The following is a 22,993-nucleotide window of genomic DNA, read 5'->3' on the forward strand; positions in this document are numbered from 1 at the left end:
ATTGTGGCAGAAATGTCATACATTGCAGCGCACAATCGAGTTTACCCGGCGCTCCTATTGTCAAACCTCATGAATTATGGCGCCCTCCCCATAGAGTAACTACAGGGGGATACGGGTGATTTCTTCGCGTCTGACTTCGCGTCGCAGCGTCACAATCGCGCTGCTCGGCTCATCGGCTCTTGCTGCAGCGCAACCAGTGTTTGCGCAAAGCGAACCTGCCGGGGAGGATAGCAATGTCATCCTCGTCACCGCGCAAAAGCGTACCCAGAACATCCAGGACGTGCCTATCGCGATCACCGCGCTGGGCACTGAAAAGCTACGCGAACTGCAGGTCAAGGAACTGCAGGACGCGGTCAAGTTCATCCCTTCGGTCACCATCCAGACCATCCAGCCCGGCTTCAGTCAGGTCTATTTCCGCGGTGTCGCGTCCGGTGAGAACGCCAACCATTCGGCCGCGCTGCCGACGGTGGGCACCTATCTCGACGAAATGCCGATCACAACGATCCAGGGCGCGCTCGACATCCACGCTTACGATATCGCCCGGGTCGAGGCGCTGGCCGGGCCGCAAGGTACGCTCTACGGGGCCAGTTCGATGGCCGGCACGATCAAGATCGTCACCAACAAGCCGGACTATTCGGGCACGTACGGCGCCACCGATATGGAGCTGAACTCGGTGACCCACGGCGACATCGGCGGCGTGGCCCAGGGCTTCGTCAATCTCAAGCTGTCGGACCGTTCGGCCCTGCGTGTCGTGGGCTGGTATCGCCACGACGGCGGCTACATCGACAACGTCGCCGGCAGCCGCACTTATCCGACCTCTGGCGCAACCCAGACCAACGCCGATCTCGTCGAGAAGAACTACAACGATGTCGATACCTACGGCGCCCGCATGGCTCTGGGCATCGAACTGGACGATAACTGGACCATCACCCCGACGCTCATGGGTCAGGTCCAGAAGACCAGCGGCAGCTTCGCGCAGGAACGCTCCAGCGCGGTCAGCAAGAAGCTCCAGACCGTCCAGTACAACCCTGAAAGCAGCAAGGACGAGTGGTATCAGGCCGCCCTCACCATCGAGGGCAAGCTGGGCAACTGGGATTTGGTAGCGACGGGCGGTATCCTCAACCGCAAGGACCACACCGAGTCCGACTATTCCGACTACTCGTACTTCTATGATGCGGTGCTGGGTTCCGGCGCGTACTTTACCGACAATGCCGGCGACCCGGTCAATCCCAACCAGTACATCCGGGGCAAGGACAAGTATAAGCGCCAGTTCGGCGAACTGCGCATCACCTCGCCGCAGGAGAACCGGATCCGCCTGATGGCTGGCCTTTTCGCGCAGCGCCAGTCGCACCTGATCAGCCAGGACTATATCATCGACGGCATTTCCGATGCGATCACTGTGCCGGGCACCGACAGCGACATCTGGCTGACCAAGCAAAAGCGCGTCGACCGTGACTATGCGGTTTTCGGCGAACTCAGCTTCGACATCACCGACAAGCTGACCGCCACCGGCGGCGGCCGGCTTTACAAATACAAGAATTCGCTGGTCGGCTTCTTCGGCTACAGCGACGGCTATTCCAGCCGCACCGGCGTGGCGGCCTGTTTCGCCGAGGCGGTGATCGCCGGGTCGCCCTGCACCAACCTCGACAAGACGACGTCGGACAGCGGCGCCATCTTCAAGGCGAACCTCACCTATAAACTCACGCCTGACTGGCTGGTCTATGCCACATGGTCGCGCGGCTTTCGTCCCGGCGGCATCAATCGCCGCTCCACCCTGCCGCCCTACGGCCCGGACAAGCTGGACAACTACGAGTTCGGCTGGAAATCGCAGATCGGCGCCTTCCACTTCAATTATGCGATGTACCGAGAGGACTGGAACAACATCCAGCTCTCGTTCCTGGGTGAGAACGGCCTTACTCTGATCCGAAATGCCGGCGTCGCCCAGATCTATGGCGCCGAGTTCGATGTCGGTTATCGCAAGGGCGGCCTCTCGCTCAGCGCCGCGGGCAGTTACAACGACGCCAAGATCCGCAAGGACTTCTGCGCCATCGCCAACGCCGGTTTCGATTGCTCGCTGGCGGGAAGCGACGGGGCCGAGAACGCGCTGCTCGCCAAAGCGGGCACTCGACTACCGATCACCGCCTCGTTCAAGGGCAACGCCGTTGCGCGCTATGAATTCCCGGTCGGCAACTGGCAGGGACACATTCAAGGCGCCGTCAACTATATCGGCAAACGCCGCAGCGACCTTCGCGATACGGAAAACAGCATCAAGGGCAAATTCGCCGCCTACACCACGGCGGATTTCAGCATCGGGATGAAGAACGATATCTGGCGCGTTGAAATCTATGCCAATAATGTGTTCGACAGCAACGGCGTAATCAACAGCTCGGTCCAGTGCCTGGAAACCACCTGCGGCGATCCCGACGGTGTCACCAGCACTGGCGGTGTCTTCTACGACTACGTAATTCGCCCGAGGGTAATCGGGCTGAAGATCGGCAGGGATTTCTGAGCCTTTGAACTTCAGGAGAGAAAAGCACGCCGGGGTGGCCGATGGCCGCCTTGGCCTTGTGGCGGCAATGGCGCTGGTCATGGGCAACATGATCGGCTCCGGCGTGTTCCTCCTGCCCGCAACGCTCGCCCCGTTCGGATGGAACGCGGTGGCCGGGTGGGTCCTGACGACGGCAGGTGCTGTGGTTCTGGCGCTCGTCCTCGCCCGGCTGACCCGCGCCCTGCCCGAAGCCGGCAGCCCGTCGGGGTTCGTGACGGCCGCGTTCGGGCCGACCGCGGGGTTTTTCATCAGCTGGATCTATCTCGTTTCGGTCTGGACCACGGTAGCCACGATCGCGGTGGCGGCGGTGAGCTACCTGTCGAACATGTTTCCTGCTCTTTCGGCACAGGCGTTCCGCCCTGCGCTGGCGGCGCTCGTGCTGGTCTGGGGGCTGGCACTGGTCAATCTTCGCGGCGTGAAGGCGGCTGGGAATTTCCAGATCGTAACGACCGCGGTCAAGATCATTCCATTAGTGGTCGTCATCGCCATCGCCGCCGTGCTGTTCGCCACCGGCAAGGCGCAGGTCTTGCCGGTAGATGCCGTTCCGGTGAAGCCCGCCTCGATCAATGCCGCCGCCACGCTTACACTATGGGCGCTGCTAGGCTTCGAATCTGCTAGCATCGCCGCTGCCCGGGTGCGCAATCCCAAGGTCAATATCGCGCGCGCCACGCTATGGGGAACGGCGTTGACCGGCGGGCTCTATCTACTGGTCTGTTCGTCCATCGCGCTGCTGCTGCCAATGCAGGTGGCGGCGGCATCGCCTGCGCCTTTCGCCACGTTCGTTGCGCGGTACTGGAATCCGGCTGCAGCTGCGATGGTGACTGTCTTCGCGGTCGTCAGCTGCATCGGCGCGCTGAACGGGTGGACCCTGCTGCAGGCGGAGATGGCGCGCGACATGGCGGAGCGCCGCCTGCTGCCGAAATGGTTCAGTGCCACCGATGCGCGCGGAACGCCGTTGCGCGCGATGCTGATCTCGACCGGCATCGCCAGCCTGTTCGTCGCCATGAACGGCTCGCGGTCGATGCAGGGGCTGTTCGAATACCTGCTGCTGCTGTCCACTTCGGCGACGCTGTGGCTTTACCTCGCCTGCACGCTGGCTGCCTGGCGCTTGCGTATCGGGCGCGTTCTGGCACTGGTCGGCGCGGTCTATGCGCTGTGGACGCTATGGGGCGCGGGCATCGGTGCCAGCGGCATGAGCTTCATTCTGATGGCGCTGGGTCTTCCGGTCTGGTTGTGGATGCGCTGTCGCGAGCGGATCTAGAGTAATGCGTCGAGCCATTTTTCAACCAGCCCTTCGGCCTCCAGCGGCGTAAAAGGCGCATGGCCAAGGCTCAGTTCCAGCCATAAGCCGTCGATCAGCGCCGTAAGCGCCACCGCCTGAAGCCGCGCATCTGAAAGGTCCGGGCGCAGCGCAAGGATCAGGTCCTGGATACCGCCCCGAAACTCGCCGTAGATTTCGCCGTGAAGCGCGCCGATATCGCCGTCCACGGGCGTCATGCTCCAGAACGCCAGCCATGTTGCCAGCAGTTCGGGATCGGCGATGGGGGAACGAAAGCTGGCGGTTAGATAGGCAAGCAACCGGGCGCGCGGGTCATCGCCCGCACCGGCCACCGCCTCCTCCAGCGCATGCGAAACGCGCAGCCCGGTCCAGCGATAGGCCTCGGCAATCGCCTGCCCCACACCGCCGAAGTAGTGCCGCAGCAACCCCGGCGAGACCCCCGCCGCCGCGCAGATCGTGCGCACCGAAGTACCTCCGGCGCCGTTCTTCGCAAGGCACCGCGCGGTAGCTTCGATGAGGCTCTGCCGTCGCTCGTCCGGATCGGAGCGCCGCCGGAACGTGGGCGCGGTGGAGGATTGATGCTGGCTCATGATCTTGTTATACGACCGTATAGCAAGGAGCCGAAGATGGCAACGAAGGCTGCCCATCACACCATGACCGATCCGCTGGAAGGCTGGAGTCTGCCGGCCTGGACCTACTCCGACCCGGATTTCTTCAAGGCCGAGAAAGAACGGATCTTTGCCCCCAGTTGGCAGGTCGTCTGCCACGAAAGCGACGTGCCGGCCGTAGGTGACTGGCACACCCTCGACTATCTGGACGAAAGCGTCATCGTCGTGCGGGGCGTCGACGGCACCCTGCGCGCCTTCACCAACGTCTGCCGCCACCGTGGCTCTCGCCTGGTCGACGGTGCCAGCGGCTGCACGAAGAAGCTGGTGTGTCCTTACCACGCCTGGGTCTACGACCTTGATGGCCGCCTCTCCGGGGTTCCCGACAGTGCCAGCTACCCCGCCTTCGAGCGCGCCCGGCATGGGCTGTCGCCGGTCCAGATCGACGTGTGGCGCGGTTTCATCTTCGTTCGCCTCGTCGACGACGGCGGCCCCTCCGTGGGCGAGATGATGGCGCCTTACGAGGCGATGGTCGCCCCCTACCGCTTCGAGGAACTGGGAGCGCTGGGCCGCGTCACCCTGCGCGAGCGTGCGGTGAACTGGAAGAACATCGGCGACAACTATTCCGACGGCCTGCACATTCCCGTTGCCCATCCTGGCCTTACCCGCCTGTTCGGCCGCAGCTACGGTGTAGAGGCGAAGGCCAGCGTCGACAGGATGTGGGGCGACCTGATGGACGCCCCTTCGCGGAACTGGTCGGAGCGGATGTATCAGAAGCTGTTGCCGCCCGTGCCGCATCTGCCGGAAGGCCGCCAGCGCCACTGGCTCTACTTCAAGCTCTGGCCCAACGTCGCTTTCGACATCTACCCCGATCAGGTGGATTTCATGCAGTGGCTCCCCCTCAGTGCGACCACAAGCCTGATCCGCGAGATCAGCTATGTCCTGCCGGACGCCTATACTCCCGGCGAAACACGCCGCGAGATGCGTGCCGCGCGCTACCTCAACTGGCGCATCAACCGCCAGGTCAACACTGAGGACACCGCACTGATCACCCGCGTTCAGGCCGGCATGGCCTCGCGCAGTTTCTCGATCGGGCCACTGTCCGACAAGGAAGTGTGCCTGCGCCATTTCTGCGCCCGGATCCGCCACATCATTCCAGAGGCGCGCTCCGAGCACCGCCCTGCCCCCGGCTGGAGCCCTGCAGCATGACCACGAAGTACGACGCGATCATCATCGGCGGCGGCCACAACGGCCTCGCCTGCGCCTTCTACCTCGCCCGTGCCGGACTGAAGGTGCGCGTGTTGGAGCGGCGCGACGTCGTCGGCGGGGCGGCGGTGACCGAGGAATTCCACCCCGGCTTCCGCAACTCCGTCGCCAGCTACACCGTCAGCCTGCTCCAGCCCAAGGTCATCGCCGACATGCGGCTGGCCGAGCATGGCTACCGGGTGATCGAGCGGCCGATCAGCAATTTCCTGCCGCAGGAAGACGGCGGCTACCTCAAGCTGGGCGGCGGACTGGAACGCACGCAGGCAGAGTTCCGCCGCTTCTCGGCACACGATGCGCAAGTGCTGCCCGCCTATTACGACGCTCTCGAAGGCGTGGCGGGGGTTCTGCGCGACCTTGCGCTCAAGACTCCGCCCGAGGCTGGCGGCGGCTGGCGGTCCCTGATTGATGCGGTATTGCAGGGCCGCAAGCTGGCTGGCCTGTCGATCGAGGCGCAGCGCGATGTGCTGGACCTGTTCACCAAGTCCGCGCGCGGCCTGCTCGACGGCTGGTTCGAAAGCGAGGCGGTGAAAGCCGCTTTCGGTTTCGACTCGGTAGTCGGCAATTACGCCTCGCCCGATACGCCGGGCAGCGCGTATGTGTTGCTCCATCATGTTTTTGGTGAGGTGAACGGCAAGAAGGGCGCTTGGGGCCATTCGGTCGGCGGCATGGGCACGATCACCCAGATCATGGCCAAGGTCTGCCGCGACTTTGGCGTCGAAATCAGCCTCGAAACGCCTGTCGAGCAAGTGCTGGTCGATGGCGGCAAGGTAGCTGGCGTACGGCTCGAAAGCGGCGAGGAGATCGCCGCCCCGCGTGTCATCGCCAATGTCGGGCCAGCGCTGCTCTATGGCAGGATGATTGCCGCCAGCGACCTGAACCCGGATTTCGCGCGCCGTATGAAGGGCTTCAAGACCGGTAGCGGCACGTTCCGCATGAACGTCGCCCTGTCCGAACTTCCTCGCTTTACCTGCCTGCCGGAGCCGGGCGAACATCACCGCTCGGGCATCATCATCGCGCCCACGCTCGACTACATGGACCGCGCTTTCATCGATGCGAAGCAGTATGGGTGGTCGAAGGCGCCGATCGTAGAAATGCTCATCCCCTCGACCATCGACGATACTCTTGCGCCCGAAGGCCAGCACGTCGCGAGCCTGTTCTGCCAGCAGTTCGCGCCCGAACTGCCCGGCGGCAGGGACTGGGACGCCGAGGAAGGCAAGGCCGCCGACACGATCATCGATACGGTCGAAGCGCATGCGCCCGGCTTCCGCGCCTCGATCCTGGGCAGGCAGGTGCTCAGCCCCAAGGGCCTGGAGCGCAAGTTCGGTCTTGTCGGCGGAGACATCATGCACGGCAACCTGACGCTGGACCAGATGTGGTCGGCGCGGCCTGTGCTTGGTCATGGCGCTTATCGAGGGCCTATCAAGGGCCTTTACATGTGCGGAGCGGGTGCTCACCCCGGCGGCGGTGTGACAGGCGCGCCCGGCCACAATTGCGCTCACGAAGTCATCGCCGACAAGGGCCGCTTCGCCCGATTCCGCTAAAGATAGCGCCTGCCTAGTGGAACTGGCCTTGCAGCCGCACCGCGCCGCGAAGGATCGGATCGCTGCCATGTGGGAGCGGGACGCGGGTGGCCGCAGCGGCGCTTTCGGCCGAAACGAACTGCCGGGCCCTTGCCGTGCCCGATGAGCCGACCATCCGCTTGTAGGCGCTGCGGACTGCGCGAAGCATCGCGGCGGGGGCGAACAGCATCGGCAGGCCGAGCAACCACAGTCGGGGCATCGCCGCATAACGACCGATCAGGTAGATCGCCGCATCCAGCCTCTCTCCGGAATCTTCCCCGCCTGTCCTTGCATTGACGATGCGGGCAAGGATGTGCGTATCGAACACCCGCTTGCACATCGCCCGGTGTGCGATGCAGTCGCCAGCAAAAAGCAGGTCTGCGATCTCGTCATAAGCACGCACGTCGATTTTCAAGCGCTCCAGCCAGCCGACCCTGCGCTTGAGCTGATCGTTGCCGGATCGGAATCCGATGCAAGGCTCGTTGACGATGCCCCACCCACCGTCAGCGCCCACCGCGCGGCCCAGGATGTAGACCGGCGAGTAGAGGTTCTTCATGGCGCGCGCACTGGGATCGGCGCTGGCCACGTTCCACTTGCGGCGATCCACGACGGTCCCCGATATGTAGCCGAGCAAGTCCGCCGTGCGGCTGAAAACCGCCGCCGCGCCTTCGATCATCTGCGTCCTGGGCATGACTCGCAGGCCGGTGACATGGCGAAGGGTCACGTCGTAATCGACCACACCAAGCGTCAGTCCGACCACTCCCGGCCAGCGCTCGATAGCATCCATCACCCGGCGGGCACCGCCCGGTTCCAGACGATCGTCATCGCCGATCAACCAGATGTAGTCGCCCGTCGCGGCTTCCGTGACGGCCCGAATATTACGGTCGACGCCGATATTGACCGGCTGGTGCAGGAAAGTGAACCGCGCGATCCTCTCGCCATAGCGCCGCGCGAGAGCGGCAGTGTCGTCCGGCGAGCCATCGTCGCTGACGACGACTTCGATCTCGGGCATGTCCTGAGCAATGATACTGTCAAGAAGTTCAGCGAGGTAGTGGGAGCGGTTGTATGTCGGAATGCAGATCGAAAGCGTGGGCATAGAAGCTCCGGCACGACAGCGGGTAATCGCCTGAGCAAAACTACATCACACTCGCGAAATATCGTCCAGATAACTTTCCTTAACAGAAGCATAGGCAAGAGGCATTACTGGCACTTTTCCGGCAATGACGGTGCTATAAACTTATTTTACGTGGAGAATTATCAGGACACGAAATTCGCAAGAATTTGTCTTTGCCAGCCGACCGCTCAGCGCGTCATTTTGCGATCGCGCCGCCCTTCATGACATGAGCCGCGCTTTCCAGCGCACGCACGTCTACCAGGGGGTCGCCCTGCACCGCGATCATGTCTGCGAACTTGCCCGGCTCTATCGAACCCAGTTCCTTCTCATGACCGATCAGCGTGGCGGCGTCGATTGTTGCCGAACGGATCGCCTGCGCGGGCGTCATGCCATAACGGACCATGTAGGCGAACTGGCGCGCGTTGAAGCCGTGTGGATAAACGCCTGCATCGGTCCCGAAGGCCAGCTTGACGCCGCGCTTCACCGCCTTGGCGAAACCATCGCGCTGGACCTGGGTTGTCTCGCGGTTCTTGCGCAGGTATTCCTCGGGCCATCCTTCCTTCGTGCCCTGCTGGTCGATCCAGTCTCCGTCGTAGATATCCATGATGAGCCAGACGCGGGCCTTCTTCGCCATGGCGAGACCCTCGTCATCGATCAGACTTGCATGCTCGACGCTGTGGACCCCGGCGCGGATGGCCGCCTTGATGCCCTCGGCCCCGTGAGCGTGGGCGGTGGCGTAGCTGCCGTGAGCCTTGGCGACCGCGACGACGGCACGCATCTCGTCGTCCGAGAGTTCGACCTTGCCCGGCTCGGTGCCGATGGCGAGGACGGCGCCGGTGGCGATCATCTTGATGAAGTCGGCGCCGTGGGAGAACAGATATTCGGTCCGCTCTCGGGCTTCGCCTGCTCCGCGCACGACGCCAAGGCGCATGTCGGCGGGCAGTTCGTCGTTGCGGACCACGCCGTTGAGTTCGCCGCCGCCGCCGGGCGCGGTGATATAGGCCCCAGCCACGAACATGCGCGGGCCGGGCACCATGCCGCCTGCTATCGCATCGCGCAGGGCGACGTCGGTAAGGCCGCGATAGGTGCCGACATCGCGCACGGTCGTGAAGCCCGCCTCCAGCGTGATCTTCGCATTGTGCGCCCCGATCAGGGCTGTGGCCTGCGGCGAGGTCTTGAGGGGCGCTGCCACGTCCGCGCTCTGGCCGGTGTCGGCAAGATGTGTGTGCAGGTCGATCAACCCAGGCAGCACGGTATAGGCGGACCAGTCCAGCACCTGCGCGCCCGGCGGCGTCGCGGCGCAGGTCTCGACGCGCGCGATGCGATCGTCCTCAACCAGCACGCACTGACCGGTCGTTGCCGTGCCCTTGGCCACGTCGACCAACCGGCCCGCGGCAACGTAGATCGACCGGGCCCCTGCGGTCTGCGCCAGCGCCGTGAAATCCAGCGCCGTCAGGGCCAGGGCGGCGGTCAGCCCGGCGCGTTTCACTTGGCCGTCAAGTCCTTGAGCAGGCTGAGATAGTACGTAACGCCCGGCGCGATGTTCAGCAGGGCAATGCGCTCGTTCAGACCGTGCGAGAAATCGTCTGAGTCCTTGCTCATCGAGGCGCTCGCGCCGTAGCTGGGCACGCCCAGCGCGCGGTACCACATCGAATCCGATGCGCCCGATGCCTGCGTCGGGATGATCGGCACCGGACCCCAGGCCGCCGTCACCGCCTTGCGCGCGGCCGCCACGAAATCGGCACGCATCGGAGAGGCCGGCGCTTCGACGGAATCGTCGCCGGTCACGTCGCTGAATTTCGCAGGCGGCATCGCCGCGACTTTCTCCAGTTCTGCCATGATCTCTGCCCGGGTATGGCCGGGGAAGATGCGGCAGTTGATGTTGGCGGTGGCGCTCTGCGGCAGCGCGTTCTGGGCATGACCGCCCGCGATCATCGTCGGTACGCAGGTCGTCGAGACTTTGCCCACCGTCGCCGGATTGGCCCGCAGTACCGCCAGCGCAGCATCGTCCTGCGGGTTGGCGACGAAGGCCTTCATCGCAGCGGCCAGTTTGGCGTCAGGCTCGATCCTGGCGGCCTGGGTCCAGTATTCACGGGTGATGTCGTTGACTTCGGGCTTGAACTGATACGCACCGATCTTCGCCATCGCCTCGGACAACTGGACGATCGCATTTTCGGGGCGCGGGGCGGAGCTATGGCCGCCGGGGTTGGTGACATCGACCTTGTAGTCGACGTAAGTCTTCTCCCCGCCCTGCCAGCTCCAGTACAGCGGCTTTCCGGTTTCTGCGAGCGTGCCCGACGAACCGTCCACGTTGAGGACGATATCGGCATTCTTGAGGCGCTGCGCGATCACCTTGGAGGTGTCCATGGTGGTTTCCTCGTCGCCGGAATAGGCGATGACGATGCTGCGCTTCGGCTTGAAGCCCTGACGCCGCAGTTCGATCACCGAAGACAAAGCCAGCGCCGCCTCGAACTTGGTATCGCTGGAGCCGCGCCCGAACAGGTAGCCGTTCTCTACGATCGGAGTAAAAGGATCTCGCTCCCAGTCGGCAGGCTTGGCTTCCACCACGTCCATGTGGGCTGAGAGCACCACCGGGCCAAGCGCCGGGTCGCTGCCTTTCCAGGTGGCGATCAGATAGGCTGTGTCGTCCAGCGGGACGATCTCGATGTCCTTCGCGTCCCATCCGGCTTTGAGCAGGGCAGCCTTCAGCACTTCGGCGACCTGCGGCGTCATGTTGCCCGGCCCCCGCACGGACCTGAGCGCGATCGTCTGCTTCGACAGGTCCAGCACCTGCTTCTCCGCCTCGGGATGGCCTTTGGCCTGCACGGCGGTGGAGACCAGCAGGCTGGCCCCCAGCGAGATGAGCACCGGAAGGTTGAAGCGCATGGATAAAGCCCCTGACAGTTGCGTCGCAAAGCGCATCCTGTCCGCCCGCGCGGCACGGCGCAAGGACGAAGCAGCGCGATATCAGAGCCAAATTCAGGGTAGCGTCAAACGCGCCCCGACGTTTCAAAGCCCGCGCGCAATTACCGTGCCCTGGCGGGCATGCAGACGCGCATTTCATCCTTGATGGTGCTGCTCGCCTTATATTCGGCGGTAAAGGCTTCCCAGCCTGCATCATGGGGTGGCGGGGCCTTGTCTGCATAACGGGTGATGGTCACGGCATCGCTGTCCGACAAGGGCGCTGCGCTGCCGCGCCGGGCGAGCATGCGCACGATGGTCGTGGTCGTGGTGCTGTCATGCTTTGCATACCATGCCTGATGGTCGGCAACGGCCTTTTCAAAGGTCGCCCATTTGCCGGGAATTACGGCACTGTGCCGGATCGTCGTGTATTGGGTGCCTACAGGGCAGGAGGGGGCCTTGCCGACCGCCGCTTGCGCATGAGCGGCAGGCGCCGCGAACAGCGCGGCCAGAATGAGGATGGATTTCTTCATGATATGCCCCTCCAGTCACATGGCACAAGGCCACATCAACGAAACTGTAGGCCCGGATCATTACTTGGATAAGGCGAATATTGCCGGTGTAACAATATTTAACTGATGCAACTCGGTCTCGAATAATGGGGAACAATCGGAGATTTAGCAAAGACGGCCGGCAATATCATTACCGACCGTCGCCAGGGTTTCCTCGAAATCAGGCGGCGGCGGGCTGAGGCCGGTTGGCGATCAGGCTGTCGACCACCGAAGGGTCCGCCAGCGTCGAAGTGTCGCCCAGGTTCGAAAAGTCGTTCTCGCCGATCTTGCGCAGGATACGGCGCATGATCTTTCCCGAGCGGGTCTTGGGCAGCCCAGGTGCGAACTGGATCACATCGGGCGTGGCGATCGGGCCGATCTCATGGCGGACCCAGGCGATGAGGTCCTTGCGCAGGGCCTCGTCCGGCTCGACTTCGGCATTGGTGGTGACGAAGGCGTAGATGCCCTGCCCCTTGATCTCGTGCGGCATGCCCACCACCGCCGCTTCCGCGACCTTGGGATGAGCGACGAGCGCGCTTTCTACTTCGGCCGTGCCCATGCGGTGGCCCGAGACGTTGATGACATCATCGATGCGCCCGGTGATCCAGTAGTACCCGTCCTCGTCGCGGCGGCAGCCGTCGCCGGTGAAATAGGTGCCCTTGAAGGTGCTGAAATAAGTCTGGAAGAACCGGTCATGATCGCCCCAGACGGTGCGCATCTGGCCGGGCCAGCTGTCGGTGAGGACCAGGCAGCCGTCGCCCGCGCCTTCTATCTCCTTGCCCTCGGTATCGACCAGCCTGGGCTGAACGCCGAACATCGGGCGGGTGGCGGAGCCGGGTTTCAGCGCCGTGGCGCCCGGCAGCGGGGTGATCATGATGCCGCCGGTTTCCGTCTGCCACCAAGTGTCGACGATCGGGCAGCGCCCCTCGCCCACGACTTCGTGATACCACGACCATGCCTCGGGATTGATCGGCTCGCCCACGCTGCCCAGCAGGCGCAGTGATTTGCGGCTGGTCTTCTTCACCCAGTCGTCGCCTTCGCGCATCAGAGCGCGCAGGGCCGTGGGAGCGCCGTAGAATATCTCGACACCGAATTTGTCGACGATCTGCCAGAACCGGCTGGGATCGGGGAAATTGGGCACGCCTTCGAACATGACCGTGGTCGCGCCGTTCATCAGCGGGCCGTAGACGGCGTAAGAGTGGCCGGTCACCCAGCCCACATCCGCCGCGCACCAGAAAATCTGACCGGGGCGGTAATCGAAGACGTATTCATGCGTCATCGAGGCCCATACCGAATAGCCGCCGGTGGTGTGCAGCACGCCCTTTGGCTTGCCGGTGGAGCCGGAGGTGTAGAGGATGAACAGCGGGTCTTCCGCATTCATTTCCTCAGGCGCGCAATCGGCGCTTTGGTCGGCGACGGCGGAGGCCCAGTCGATATCGCGGCCCTCCACCAAAGGCGTACCGCCGCCGGTATGGGCCAGCACGATCACCGTATCGACGCAGGACGAGCGCTGTACAGCCTCGTCGACATTGGCTTTCAGCGGAACTTTCTTGCCGCCGCGCAGGCCCTCGTCGGCGGTGAGCACGATGCGGCTGTCGCAATCGGTAATGCGGCCCGCCAGCGCGTCTGGCGAGAAGCCGGCGAAAACGATGGAGTGGATCGCGCCGATCCGGGCGCAGGCGAGCATGGCGACGGCAGCCTCGGGCACCATCGGCAGGTAGATGGTGACGCGCTCGCCCTTTTTGACGCCCTTCGCCTTGAGGAGATTGGCGAAACGGCAGACCTGTTCATGAAGCTGGCGATAAGTGATGCGGCGTTCCGGCTGGTCCGGGCTGTCCGGCTCCCATAGAATCGCAATGTCATCGCCATGTGCGTCCAGGTGCCGGTCGAGACAATTGGCCGAGAGGTTCAGAGTGCCATCGGTGAACCACGAAATGCCGAAGTCTTCCTCATGGAAGCTGGTCTGCTTGACCACGGTGAATGGCTTGATCCAGTCGAGGCGCTGGGCCTCCTGGCGCCAGAAGGCGTCCGGGTCCGCAACCGACTTTTCGTACATTTCCTGGTAGCGGGCGTCGTCGATCAGGGAATTCTCGGCCCACTCGGTGGGTACGGGATAGACGGCGTCAGCCATTTGGATGCTCTCCTCTCGCGTCATTCGTGCCGGGCTCTTCCGGCCTTGATGCAGCCTTATCACGGCCGGCGCGCGGTCACGACACCGAACATCGGTGTCAGGACAGCAGGCAGTGCCGAAAGTGGGGCCGCTTGTGATCTGGATCAAGACGTGACGCACGGGAGAGGATGCCGCCGGGCAGTCTCGATCGTGAGCCAGGACAACCACGCCGCCATCGATCCTGAACGCGAGAAAGGCTTCACGCCCGAACCCCTTGAAGAAGATCCGAAGCTGTTCGTTCTGGCACGGAATTTCCGGTAAAATCAGACGCTCCACCGTTTTGGAGACACTCTGCGTCGAAACGCTAACGACATGGTAACGCCTTGCGCGCCAAGCGTGCATCTCGTCCAAGGAGAGAACATTGCAGCACGACGGAATCAATGGTCGGAACGATGGGCACGCGGCGCGTTCCACGCGAATCGGCGTCGAGATTCTGTGCGAAGTACGTCAGGGCACCCGCCCCTGGAAAGTGGCGCGGCTGGAAGACCTCTCCCCCGGCGGTTTCCGCATAGCCAGTTTCGCCGACGCGCGGCCCGAAGTGCCGCTGCGCATCCGCATTCCCGGGCTTCAGCTCCTGAGCGCCCGCATCTGCTGGGTGCGTGACGGCGCCGTAGGCTGCGAATTCGCCGAGCCGCTGCATGTCGCGGTGTTCGAACATATCGTCAGGGCAGCCGGGTAACCACAGAAAGCCGCGTCCGGTCATGAACACCGGAGCTGACCCAAACGAAAAGGGGCGGACCTTGCGGCCCGCCCCTTTCGCTTCGCAATGAATGCACGTCACATGTGGAGCGCGCGTCCGTAAGCGGCAAGCGTCGCCTCGTGCATCGTTTCCGAGATCGTCGGGTGCGGGAACACCGTGTTCATCAGTTCGGCCTCGGTGGTTTCGAGGGTCTTGCCCACCACGTAGCCCTGGATCATCTCGGTCACTTCCGCCCCGATCATGTGAGCGCCCAGCAGTTCGCCGGTCTTGGCGTCGAACACCGTCTTGACGAAGCCTTCTGCCTCGCCAAGCGCGATGGCCTTGCCGTTGCCGATGAACGGGAAGGTTCCGGCCTTGACCTCATAACCGGCTTCCTTGGCCTTGGCCTCGGTCATGCCGACCGACGCGATCTGCGGATGGCAATAGGTGCAGCCCGGGATGTTGTTGCGATCCAGCGGATGCGGGTGGACGTCCTTGTTGCCCATTTCCTTGGCGATGGATTCGGCCGTTGTGGTGCCTTCATGGCTGGCCTTGTGCGCCAGCCATGGGCCCTTCACGCAGTCGCCGATGGCCCAGACGCCAGGGACGTTGGTGCGGCCATAGTCGTCCACCTTGACGAAGAACTTCTCGTCCGGCTCGATCTTCAGGTCTTCCAGGCCAATGTTCTCGACGTTGGGCACGATGCCGATGGCGACGATGACGTGGCTGAATTCCTGCGTCTCTTCCTTGCCGCCCTTGGGGGTGATCTTGACGCTGACACCCTTGTCGGACGGCACTACGTCGCCGGCCTTGGCGCCTGTCAGGATCTTGATACCCTGCTTGGTCAGCGACTTTTCCAGGAACACCGAAATGTCCTTGTCCTCGACCGGCACGATCCGGTCGAGCATCTCGACGACCGTCACATCGACGCCCATGTCGTTGTAGAAGCTGGCGAATTCGATGCCGATGGCGCCCGAACCCAGGACCAGCAGCTTGGTCGGCATTTCCTTCGGCGTCATCGCGTGGCGATAGGTCCACACACGGTTGCCGTCGGCCTTGACCTTTGGCAGATCGCGGGCGCGGGCGCGGGCGCCGGTGGCGATGATGATGTGCTTGGCCGACAGGGTTTCAGCGCCCTTGTCGCCGGTCACTTCCAGCTTGCCGGGCGCGACGAGCTTGCCGGTGCCCATGTGCACGGTGATCTTGTTCTTCTTCATCAGGTGCGTGATGCCCTGATTGAGCTGCTTGGCCACGCCGCGCGAACGCTTGACGATGGCGTCGAGGTCGGCGGTGATGTTGTCCGCTGCCAACCCGTAGTCCTTGGCGTGCTTCATGTGGTGCAGGATCTCGGCCGAGCGCAGCAGGGCCTTGGTCGGGATGCAGCCCCAGTTGAGGCAGATGCCGCCGAGCAGTTCACGCTCGACGATGGCGGTCTTCAGGCCCAGCTGCGCCGCGCGGATCGCGGCAACGTAGCCGCCGGGGCCGGAACCGAGAACGATGACGTCGTAAGTATCAGCCACTGAATCAACTCTCCTGTTCGATAGCGCGGGGTTTGCCCGCATCGTCGATCGCAACGAAGGTGAAGACCGCTTCGGTCACCTTCACCTGTTCTTCTTCATGACGGTGGCGCCGCCACGCCTCGATGGCGATGGTCATCGAGGATCGCCCCACCTTGCGCAAGTTTCCGTAGACGGAGACTTCGTCGCCGATCTTCACGGGTTTGTGGAACTGCATGCCGTCCATCGCGATGGTCACCGCGCGGCCGTGCGAATGGCGCGCGGCGATCAGGCCGGCGCCCATGTCCATCAGGCTCATCAGCCAGCCACCGAAGATGTCGCCGTACGCGTTGGCATCGGCAGGCATCGCGGTAATGCGTATGACGGGTTCGCGGTATTCTTCAGTCATATATCAATCGACACCCATGGTCGTGGCGATCGAACGTGGCCGGTCGTTCTCATCCAGCGTAACGAAGGTGAAAGTGCCGGCGGCGACTTCGACCTGATCCTCGCTCGCCCGCGCCCGGCCGAAGCCGCGCGTGACAATGGTCATCGAAGTTCGCCCGGTCCTTGCCACCTGCGCAAAGACGTTGAGTTCATCGCCCACGACCATCGCGCCGGGAAAAGTAAAGTCGGTCGCACCCACGACCACGGCCTTGTGGCCGGTGCGCCGGGTCACCAGAGAAGCGGCGCCAAGGGCAAGCTGGCTCATCAGCCAGCCCCCGAAGACGCCGCCATAGGGGTTGAGGTCGGTCGGCATCGCGGTCACGCGAATGACGAGGTCTCCGGCCTCATGCTCCATCTCAGGCGACCATGCCCAGCGGGTTTTCGACATAGTTGCGGAACGCGGCCATCAGGCGTGCGCCATCGGCGCCGTCCACGGCGCGGTGATCGAAACTGCCGGTTGCTGTCATCACGGTTGCTACTCCCAGCGAACCGTCTGGCATGACCCAGGGACGCTTGTCGCCTGCCCCAATGGCGAGGATGGTCGCCTGCGGGGGATTGATGACGGCAGTGAACTGCTTGATACCCATCATGCCCATGTTCGAGATCGAGGCGGTGCCGCCCTGGTATTCCTCAGGCTTGAGCTTGCCGTCCTTGGCCCGAGCGGCCAGGTCCTTGCTGGCCTTGGCGATCGCCGAAAGCGACTTGCCGTTGGCGTCCTGCACGATCGGGGTGATCAGGCCGCCGGGGATCGAAACCGCCACCGAAACGTCGGCGCGCTCATACTTGATGAGCTCGCCGCCAGCGAAGGTCACGTTGCATTCGGGCACTTCGATCAGCGCCAGGCCAAGGGCCTTGATGAGCATGTCGTTGACCGAAACCTTCACGCCCTGCTTTTCCAGCGCGGTGTTGATGTCGGCGCGCAGGGCCATAAGCTTGTCGAGGCGCACGTCGACCGTGAGGTAGATATGCGGCGCTTCCTGCATGGACTGCGTAAGGCGGCGCGCGATCGTCTTGCGCATGCCGGACAGCTTCTCGACGCTGTGGGGGATGCGCGCGTCGAGCAGTGCGCGGGTTTCCGCGGCCATCTCGACCGTGGAAGCCGGCGCGGCGGGAGCGGTGTCGTTCTGAGCGGCAGGCGCGGCCTTCTTCGCCTTGGCAGCGCCCGGCTGGGCAGCTTCGACGTCAGCCTTGACGACGCGGCCATTGGGGCCGGTGCCGGTCAGTGCTTCGATGTCGACGCCCTTGGCGGCGGCGATACGCTTGGCAAGCGGGGATGCGATCACGCGGCCCTCCTGGGTTGCGGCCGGAGCCTTGGTTTCAGCCTTGGCGGCGGGAGCGGGCTGTGCGGACTTGGTTTCAACCTTAGCGGTTTCGTCCTTGGCGGCCTCATCCTTAGGCGCGTCGGCTTTGGGGGCGTCAGCCTTGGGGGCGGCGTCGATGGCGGAGGCGTCCTCGTCCTCGCCGAGAAGCACGGCGATCACGGAGCCGACCTTCACGCCTTCGGTGCCTTCAGCGATGGTGATCTTGCCGATGGTGCCTTCGTCGACGGCCTCGAACTCCATCGTGGCCTTGTCGGTTTCGATTTCGGCCATGATGTCGCCGGAGGAAACGGTGTCACCTTCCTTGACCAGCCATTTGGCGAGTTTGCCTTCTTCCATCGTGGGCGACAGGGCGGGCATCTTGATCTCGATGGGCATGGAAGCGATTTCGTCCCTTGTTATCCTGGGGAGGGTCTGCGGGTTGGCCTTTCCTTGGACATTTTGGCGCGCGCGCACAAGCGCCTTGGCGTTCCTTTTTTCGCAACTGTGATGGCTTGCGCAGTAGTTCAATCGGCCCGATAAGCCGGGCTGAGAGGGAACGGCCATGCGTATCTACCTGGTGATTGTCGATGAAAGCGACGAAGCGCTGGTCGCGCTGCAGTTCGCTGCAAGGCGCGCGGCCAAGACTGGCGGGGCTTTGCACCTTCTTGCGCTCGTCCCGCCGCAGCCCTTCAACGCATTCGCCGGGGTTCAGGCCACCATCGAGGAAGAGGCCCGCGCACGCGCCGAAACGCTGGTGACGGCGGCTGCCGGAAACCTTTTGTCGCAAGGCGCGAAGATGCCGGTAATATCTGTACGCGTTGGAGAAGACATCAAGGTGGTGCGCAAATACCTTGAGGAACATCCGGAGGTTTCGGCGCTGGTGCTTGGCGCCGCGAACGAAGGCGGACCGGGGCCGCTTGTCGCGCACTTCACCGGCGCGGGCATGGCGCACATGACCTGCCCGGTTTTCGTGGTGCCCGGCGGACTGGACGCGGATGCGATTGAACGGTTGAGCTGAGATTTGCTGCGAAGGCAGCGGATGGTCACGAGGCTTCGACACGCTCGGCATGAGCGGAAAATCGAAGGCGTTCAGACTGCGCTTGCTGGCAGCCCCTGCCCCACCCAACTCCGCTCATCCTGAGCTTTTCGAAGGATGAAGGCAGGGCACGGCGCCAGCCTACCGCTTGTTCTTCCCCTTGTGCCGGATATTCGCCGGCCGCCCGCGCTTGCCCACCAAGTGGTTGCCGCGCTTCTGGAAGGCCTGCTGCTGCGGACGCCCGCGCGGCTCGATGCTGCCTTCGGCGTCCTCCAGCTCGAACTTGAGCGCACCCGTCAGCGGGTTGGCCTCGGCCAAGCGCAGACGCACGATCTGCCCGATGGCATAAGTGGTGCGGGTGCGTTCGCCCACCAGCACCTGTGCCTTCTCGTCATAGCCAAACCGCTCGTCTCCTAATGTCGAGACAGGTACGAGGCCGTCACCGCCGAGGCTGAGGATCGTGGCGAAGAAGCCGAACTTCTGGACCCCGGTGATGCGGCAGTCGAACACCTCGCCCACCCGGCTCGACAGCCAGGCGGCGACGTAGCGGTCGATCGTCTCGCGCTCGGCCTCCATGGCGCGGCGCTCGGCCTTGCTGATCGCGTCGCTGATGCGGCCAAGGTCGCTGCGGTCGCGCTCCGCCAGACCAGAGGTCGCGGGGATGTTACCGTCGGGCCGGGGCTGCTCCAGCCCATAGGCGTCGACCAGCGAACGGTGCACCAGAAGATCGGCATAGCGCCGGATCGGCGAGGTGAAGTGCGCGTACGAACCCAGCGCCAGGCCGAAGTGCCCGGCATTGCTGGGGCCGTAATAGGCCTGCGTCTGGCTGCGCAGCACGGCTTCCATGATGAGCGCCTTTTCGGCCTCGCCGGTGATGTCCTTGAGCATCCGGTTGAACAGGCCCGGCGTGATGACCTGCCCGAGCGACAGCTTCTTTTCGAACGTCGCGAGGTAGTCCTTGAGGGCCATCAACTTCTCGCGGCTCGGCGTCTCGTGGATACGGTAGACCACCGGAGCGACCTTGGATTCCAGCGCCTTGGCGGCCGCGACGTTGGCCGCGATCATGAAGTCCTCGACCACCTTGTGCGCGTCAAGCCGCTCGCGGATGGCGATTTCGGTGATGCGGCCCTTGTCGTCCAACTGCACGCGGCGCTCGGGCAGCTCCAGTTCCAGCGGATCGCGGTTCTTGCGCGCCGTGGCCAGCGCTGCCCAGCAGGCCCAAAGATGCTTTAGGTGATCCTCCGCGCGGTCCTCGTCCATCCGCGCCTGCGCTTCTTCATAGGCGATGACCTCGTGAATGCGGACCAGGGCGCGGGTAAAGCGCCATTCGGTGACGCGACCCTCGGCGTCGATTTTCATGTGGCAGGCCATCGCCGCACGGTCCTCGCCCGAGCGCAGCGAGCAGACATCGGCGCTCAGCACTTCGGGCAGCATCGGTACGACGCGGTCGGGGAAGTAGACTGAGTTGCCGCGTTTGCGGGCCTCGCGGTCGATCTCGCCCCCGGGGCGCACGTAGAACGAGACGTCGGCGATGGCCACGAGGGCATCAAAACCGCCCTTCCCATCCGGCATGGCCCAGATCGCGTCGTCGTGATCGCGCGCATCGGAGGGATCGATGGCGACGATCGGCAGATGCCGCAGGTCCTCGCGCTTGTCATGACTGAGCAGCAGTTTCGCCGCAGCTTGCGCCTCGTCCAGCGTTTCCTGTCCGAAGTGGTTGGGGATGCCGTGCTTGTGGATCGCAATCAGGCTGAAGGCCTTGGGCGCCAGCGGTTCGCCCAGCACCTGCACCACCTTGATCGAAGGCCGCATCGACTTGCCGATCGGCTCGCCCAGCACCAGTTCGCCCGGCTTGGCGCCGCCAAGGTCGGAAATCAGCGAGGAATTGCGGATGCGCTTGTCGACCGGCGCCAGCCAAGCCTTGCCGGCGGTGTCCACCTCGACCACGCCCAGCACCTGGTCCGCGCGCAGTTCCAGCTTCTTCATCGGGTAAGCGCGCCAGCCGGTTTCGCTCTCCTCGGTCCGCGCCAGCACGCGGTCGCCCTTGCGCAGGGCGGCAGGCGGGCGCTGGCCGCGCGGCCCCTTCTCGATAAGGCGAATGCGCGGCGGCGGGGTGGCGTCATCGGGCTGCCAGGTATCGGGCACGGCGATGGCCTCGCCTTCCTCGATATCGATCACACGCAGCACGGTGACCTTGGGCAGCCCGCCCATCTTGTGGAAAGCGGTGCGCTTGCCGTCTATCAGGCCTTCCTCGGCCATGTCCTTGAGAAGCGCCTTGAGCTGGATCTTCTCCGCGCCCTGCAGGCCGAAATGCCGCGCAATCTCGCGCTTGCCCACTGTTTCGGGCGCATTCTGGATGAAGTCGAGGATCTGCTTGCGCGTGGGCAAGCCGGGAGCGGGCCGGTTCTTGAAAGGCATGAGGCCAGCAATGGAGCCGATGGCGCGCTAATGCAATGGGCGCGCCATCGGCCCGGATCAGTAAGACCGTGCCACGTAGATCTTCTCCACCGCCGGACGTCCAGTGAAGACGCACGAACCCGTTGCCGGAGCCGCGCCCAGCGGGGTGTTGCGCATCGTCAGCTTGAGCGTCTTGAGCTTTTGCACCACAGCTTCCAGTTCGTCGCCCGTGGGGCGTGCCCACTCGACTTCGACCCAGCCCGGATAGCGCTTGTCGTCGGAGAAGAACGCGGCGATTTCATCGAAACTGGTGGCGGTCGCAATGTTGGCATCGCGGCGCGCCTTCGCTTCGGCATAGAGCGAGGTCTGGATGTCCTCGATCTCGGCAGCGGCGCGGGCAATGAAATCGTCCTTGGCCATACCGACGAAGTTGGCCTTGGCGGCTTCGTTCCACAGGCGGTCGCGGCGCAGCATCGAAACCTGGCCGCCCGCGGCATCGCGGCCGCCGATTTCCAGCACGATCGGCACGCCCTTCTTGACCCAGGCCCAGCGCTTCTGCGTGGCCTTGCCGGGGCGTTTGTCGAGCAGCACGCGCACCGGCTCGCCCAGCGTGGACTGGCTGGCAAGCGCTTTGCGCAGCTCCTCGCAGTACGCGAGCAGCGCGTCGTCTTCCGGCGTTTCGCGCAGCATCGGCAGGATTACGATCTGCTGCGGCGCGACGCGCGGCGGTACGCGCAGGCCATCGTCGTCGCCGTGAACCATGATGAGGCCGCCGATCATCCGGGTCGACGTACCCCAGCTGGTCGTGTGCGCATATTGCTGCGTGCCTTCGCGGTCCTGGAAGGTGATGCCGGCGGCGTGGGCGAAGCCGGTGCCCAGATAGTGCGAGGTGCCGGCCTGAAGTGCCTTGCCGTCCTGCATCATCGCCTCGATCGAATACGTCGCGACGGCGCCGGGAAAGCGCTCGTTCTCGGGCTTCTCACCAGCGACCACCGGCATCGCCAGCTCGTCCTCGGCGAAATCGCGGTACATTTCCAGCGCGCGCAGGGTTTCCTCCATAGCGTCGCCCTTGTCGGCATGGGCGGTATGGCCCTCCTGCCAGAGGAACTCACTGGTACGCAGGAACATGCGCGTGCGCATTTCCCAGCGCACCACGTTGGCCCACTGGTTGACCATCAGCGGCAGGTCACGCCACGACTGCACCCAGCGCGCCATGGCCTGGCCGATCACCGTCTCCGAGGTGGGGCGCACGATCAGCGGTTCTTCCAGCTTCGCCTCGGGATCGGGCACCAGTCCGCCCTTGCCGTCACCGATCAAACGGTGATGGGTGACGACCGCCATTTCCTTGGCGAAGCCTTCGACGTGCTCGGCTTCCTTGGCGAAGTAGGAAAGCGGGATGAACAGGGGAAAGTAACAGTTCTGGACGCCGGCGGCCTTGATACGGTCGTCCATCAGGCGCTGGATGCGCTCCCACACGCCGTAGCCCCACGGTTTGATGACCATGCAGCCGCGAACGCCGGATTCCTCAGCCATCTCGGCTTCGGAAACGACTTCCTGATACCACTGGGCGAAATCGTCTTCGCGCTTGGTGGTGAGGGCGTGGCGGATGGCGGGCGTCTGGTTGGACTTCTGATTCATGGCAGC

19 protein-coding genes are annotated in these 22,993 nt (G+C 64.0%); 7 read left to right on the plus strand and 12 right to left on the minus strand.

Annotated elements, in window-relative coordinates:
* Nucleotides 1-115 precede the first annotated feature (115 nt).
* On the plus strand, nt 116-2,509 hold the full coding sequence (locus tag V474_RS03770) for a TonB-dependent receptor (RefSeq protein ID WP_169795002.1): 2,394 nt from the start codon (nt 116-118) through the stop codon (nt 2,507-2,509).
* A 4-nt stretch (nt 2,510-2,513) separates the two neighbouring features.
* Nucleotides 2,514-3,809, plus strand: a complete 1,296-nt coding sequence (locus tag V474_RS03775) for an APC family permease (RefSeq protein ID WP_059150177.1) — start codon at nt 2,514-2,516, stop codon at nt 3,807-3,809.
* Here the strand turns inward: V474_RS03775 and V474_RS03780 are convergent.
* Nucleotides 3,806-4,417: a TetR family transcriptional regulator C-terminal domain-containing protein gene (locus V474_RS03780; protein ID WP_059150178.1), complete on the minus strand. Its 612-nt coding sequence runs from the start codon at nt 4,415-4,417 to the stop codon at nt 3,806-3,808. The two genes, V474_RS03775 and V474_RS03780, sit on opposite strands and share 4 nt — an antisense overlap.
* Nucleotides 4,418-4,453: 36 nt before the next feature.
* Here V474_RS03780 and V474_RS03785 point away from each other — a divergent pair, with 36 nt between their 5' ends.
* Complete coding sequence (locus V474_RS03785; protein WP_059150179.1) at nt 4,454-5,641, plus strand: aromatic ring-hydroxylating oxygenase subunit alpha; 1,188 nt, start codon at nt 4,454-4,456, stop codon at nt 5,639-5,641.
* Nucleotides 5,638-7,239, plus strand: coding sequence for a phytoene desaturase family protein (locus V474_RS03790; RefSeq protein ID WP_059150180.1), 1,602 nt, complete (start codon nt 5,638-5,640; stop codon nt 7,237-7,239). Before V474_RS03785 ends, V474_RS03790 begins: the two co-directional genes overlap by 4 nt.
* Nucleotides 7,240-7,252: 13 nt before the next feature.
* Here V474_RS03790 and V474_RS03795 read toward each other — a convergent pair whose 3' ends face one another.
* The 5 genes from V474_RS03795 to acs form a co-directional block, all read right to left on the minus strand.
* Entirely contained in the window at nt 7,253-8,353 is a 1,101-nt protein-coding gene (locus tag V474_RS03795; RefSeq protein WP_082699583.1) for a glycosyltransferase family 2 protein, read from the minus strand.
* Nucleotides 8,354-8,567: 214 nt separating this feature from the next.
* The gene (locus V474_RS03800) at nt 8,568-9,860 is read right to left on the minus strand and encodes a Xaa-Pro dipeptidase (RefSeq protein WP_407938311.1); all 1,293 of its coding nucleotides are present in this window, start codon (nt 9,858-9,860) and stop codon (nt 8,568-8,570) included.
* The gene (locus V474_RS03805; protein WP_059150181.1) at nt 9,857-11,257 is read right to left on the minus strand and encodes a M20/M25/M40 family metallo-hydrolase; all 1,401 of its coding nucleotides are present in this window, start codon (nt 11,255-11,257) and stop codon (nt 9,857-9,859) included. The genes V474_RS03800 and V474_RS03805 overlap by 4 nt, the downstream gene beginning before the upstream one ends.
* Before the next feature lie 140 nt (nt 11,258-11,397).
* Nucleotides 11,398-11,805, minus strand: coding sequence for a hypothetical protein (locus V474_RS03810; RefSeq protein WP_059150182.1), 408 nt, complete (start codon nt 11,803-11,805; stop codon nt 11,398-11,400).
* A 199-nt stretch (nt 11,806-12,004) separates the two neighbouring features.
* Entirely contained in the window at nt 12,005-13,954 is a 1,950-nt protein-coding gene (gene acs / locus V474_RS03815; RefSeq protein ID WP_059150183.1) for an acetate--CoA ligase, read from the minus strand.
* 48 nt (nt 13,955-14,002) lie between these two features.
* Between acs and V474_RS26490 the strand changes: the two genes are divergently transcribed.
* Both V474_RS26490 and V474_RS03820 read left to right on the plus strand, forming a co-directional pair.
* Nucleotides 14,003-14,254 carry a hypothetical protein gene (locus V474_RS26490; RefSeq protein WP_236710621.1) on the plus strand — a complete coding sequence of 84 codons (252 nt, stop codon included), beginning with the start codon at nt 14,003-14,005 and terminating at the stop codon, nt 14,252-14,254.
* 100 nt (nt 14,255-14,354) lie between these two features.
* Nucleotides 14,355-14,672, plus strand: coding sequence for a PilZ domain-containing protein (locus V474_RS03820; protein WP_236710623.1), 318 nt, complete (start codon nt 14,355-14,357; stop codon nt 14,670-14,672).
* Nucleotides 14,673-14,770: 98 nt separating this feature from the next.
* On the opposite strand, the gene lpdA is transcribed toward V474_RS03820, so the two are convergent.
* Genes lpdA through V474_RS03840 form a run of 4 tightly spaced genes read right to left on the minus strand, consistent with a single transcriptional unit; the run spans nt 14,771 to nt 18,312 of the window.
* On the minus strand, nt 14,771-16,192 hold the full coding sequence (lpdA, locus tag V474_RS03825; protein ID WP_059150184.1) for a dihydrolipoyl dehydrogenase: 1,422 nt from the start codon (nt 16,190-16,192) through the stop codon (nt 14,771-14,773).
* A 4-nt stretch (nt 16,193-16,196) separates the two neighbouring features.
* Nucleotides 16,197-16,577, minus strand: coding sequence for an acyl-CoA thioesterase (locus V474_RS03830; protein WP_059150185.1), 381 nt, complete (start codon nt 16,575-16,577; stop codon nt 16,197-16,199).
* A gap of 3 nt (nt 16,578-16,580) precedes the next feature.
* On the minus strand, nt 16,581-16,970 hold the full coding sequence (locus tag V474_RS03835; protein ID WP_059150186.1) for an acyl-CoA thioesterase: 390 nt from the start codon (nt 16,968-16,970) through the stop codon (nt 16,581-16,583).
* A 1-nt stretch (nt 16,971) separates the two neighbouring features.
* Nucleotides 16,972-18,312 (minus strand): pyruvate dehydrogenase complex dihydrolipoamide acetyltransferase, encoded by a 1,341-nt coding sequence (locus V474_RS03840; RefSeq protein WP_059150187.1) that lies wholly within the window; start codon nt 18,310-18,312, stop codon nt 16,972-16,974.
* Between the two features lie 166 nt (nt 18,313-18,478).
* On the opposite strand from V474_RS03840, the gene V474_RS03845 reads away from it, so the two are divergent.
* Nucleotides 18,479-18,934, plus strand: a complete 456-nt coding sequence (locus V474_RS03845) for a universal stress protein (RefSeq protein ID WP_059150188.1) — start codon at nt 18,479-18,481, stop codon at nt 18,932-18,934.
* A 159-nt stretch (nt 18,935-19,093) separates the two neighbouring features.
* Here V474_RS03845 and rnr read toward each other — a convergent pair whose 3' ends face one another.
* Both rnr and proS read right to left on the minus strand, forming a co-directional pair.
* Nucleotides 19,094-21,370, minus strand: coding sequence for a ribonuclease R (rnr, locus tag V474_RS03850; protein WP_059150189.1), 2,277 nt, complete (start codon nt 21,368-21,370; stop codon nt 19,094-19,096).
* 57 nt (nt 21,371-21,427) lie between these two features.
* The gene (gene proS, locus V474_RS03855; protein ID WP_059150190.1) at nt 21,428-22,987 is read right to left on the minus strand and encodes a proline--tRNA ligase; all 1,560 of its coding nucleotides are present in this window, start codon (nt 22,985-22,987) and stop codon (nt 21,428-21,430) included.
* Nucleotides 22,988-22,993 lie beyond the last annotated feature (6 nt).

Source organism: Novosphingobium barchaimii LL02 (assembly GCF_001046635.1).
GTDB classification, from domain to species: Bacteria; Pseudomonadota; Alphaproteobacteria; order Sphingomonadales; family Sphingomonadaceae; genus Novosphingobium; species Novosphingobium barchaimii.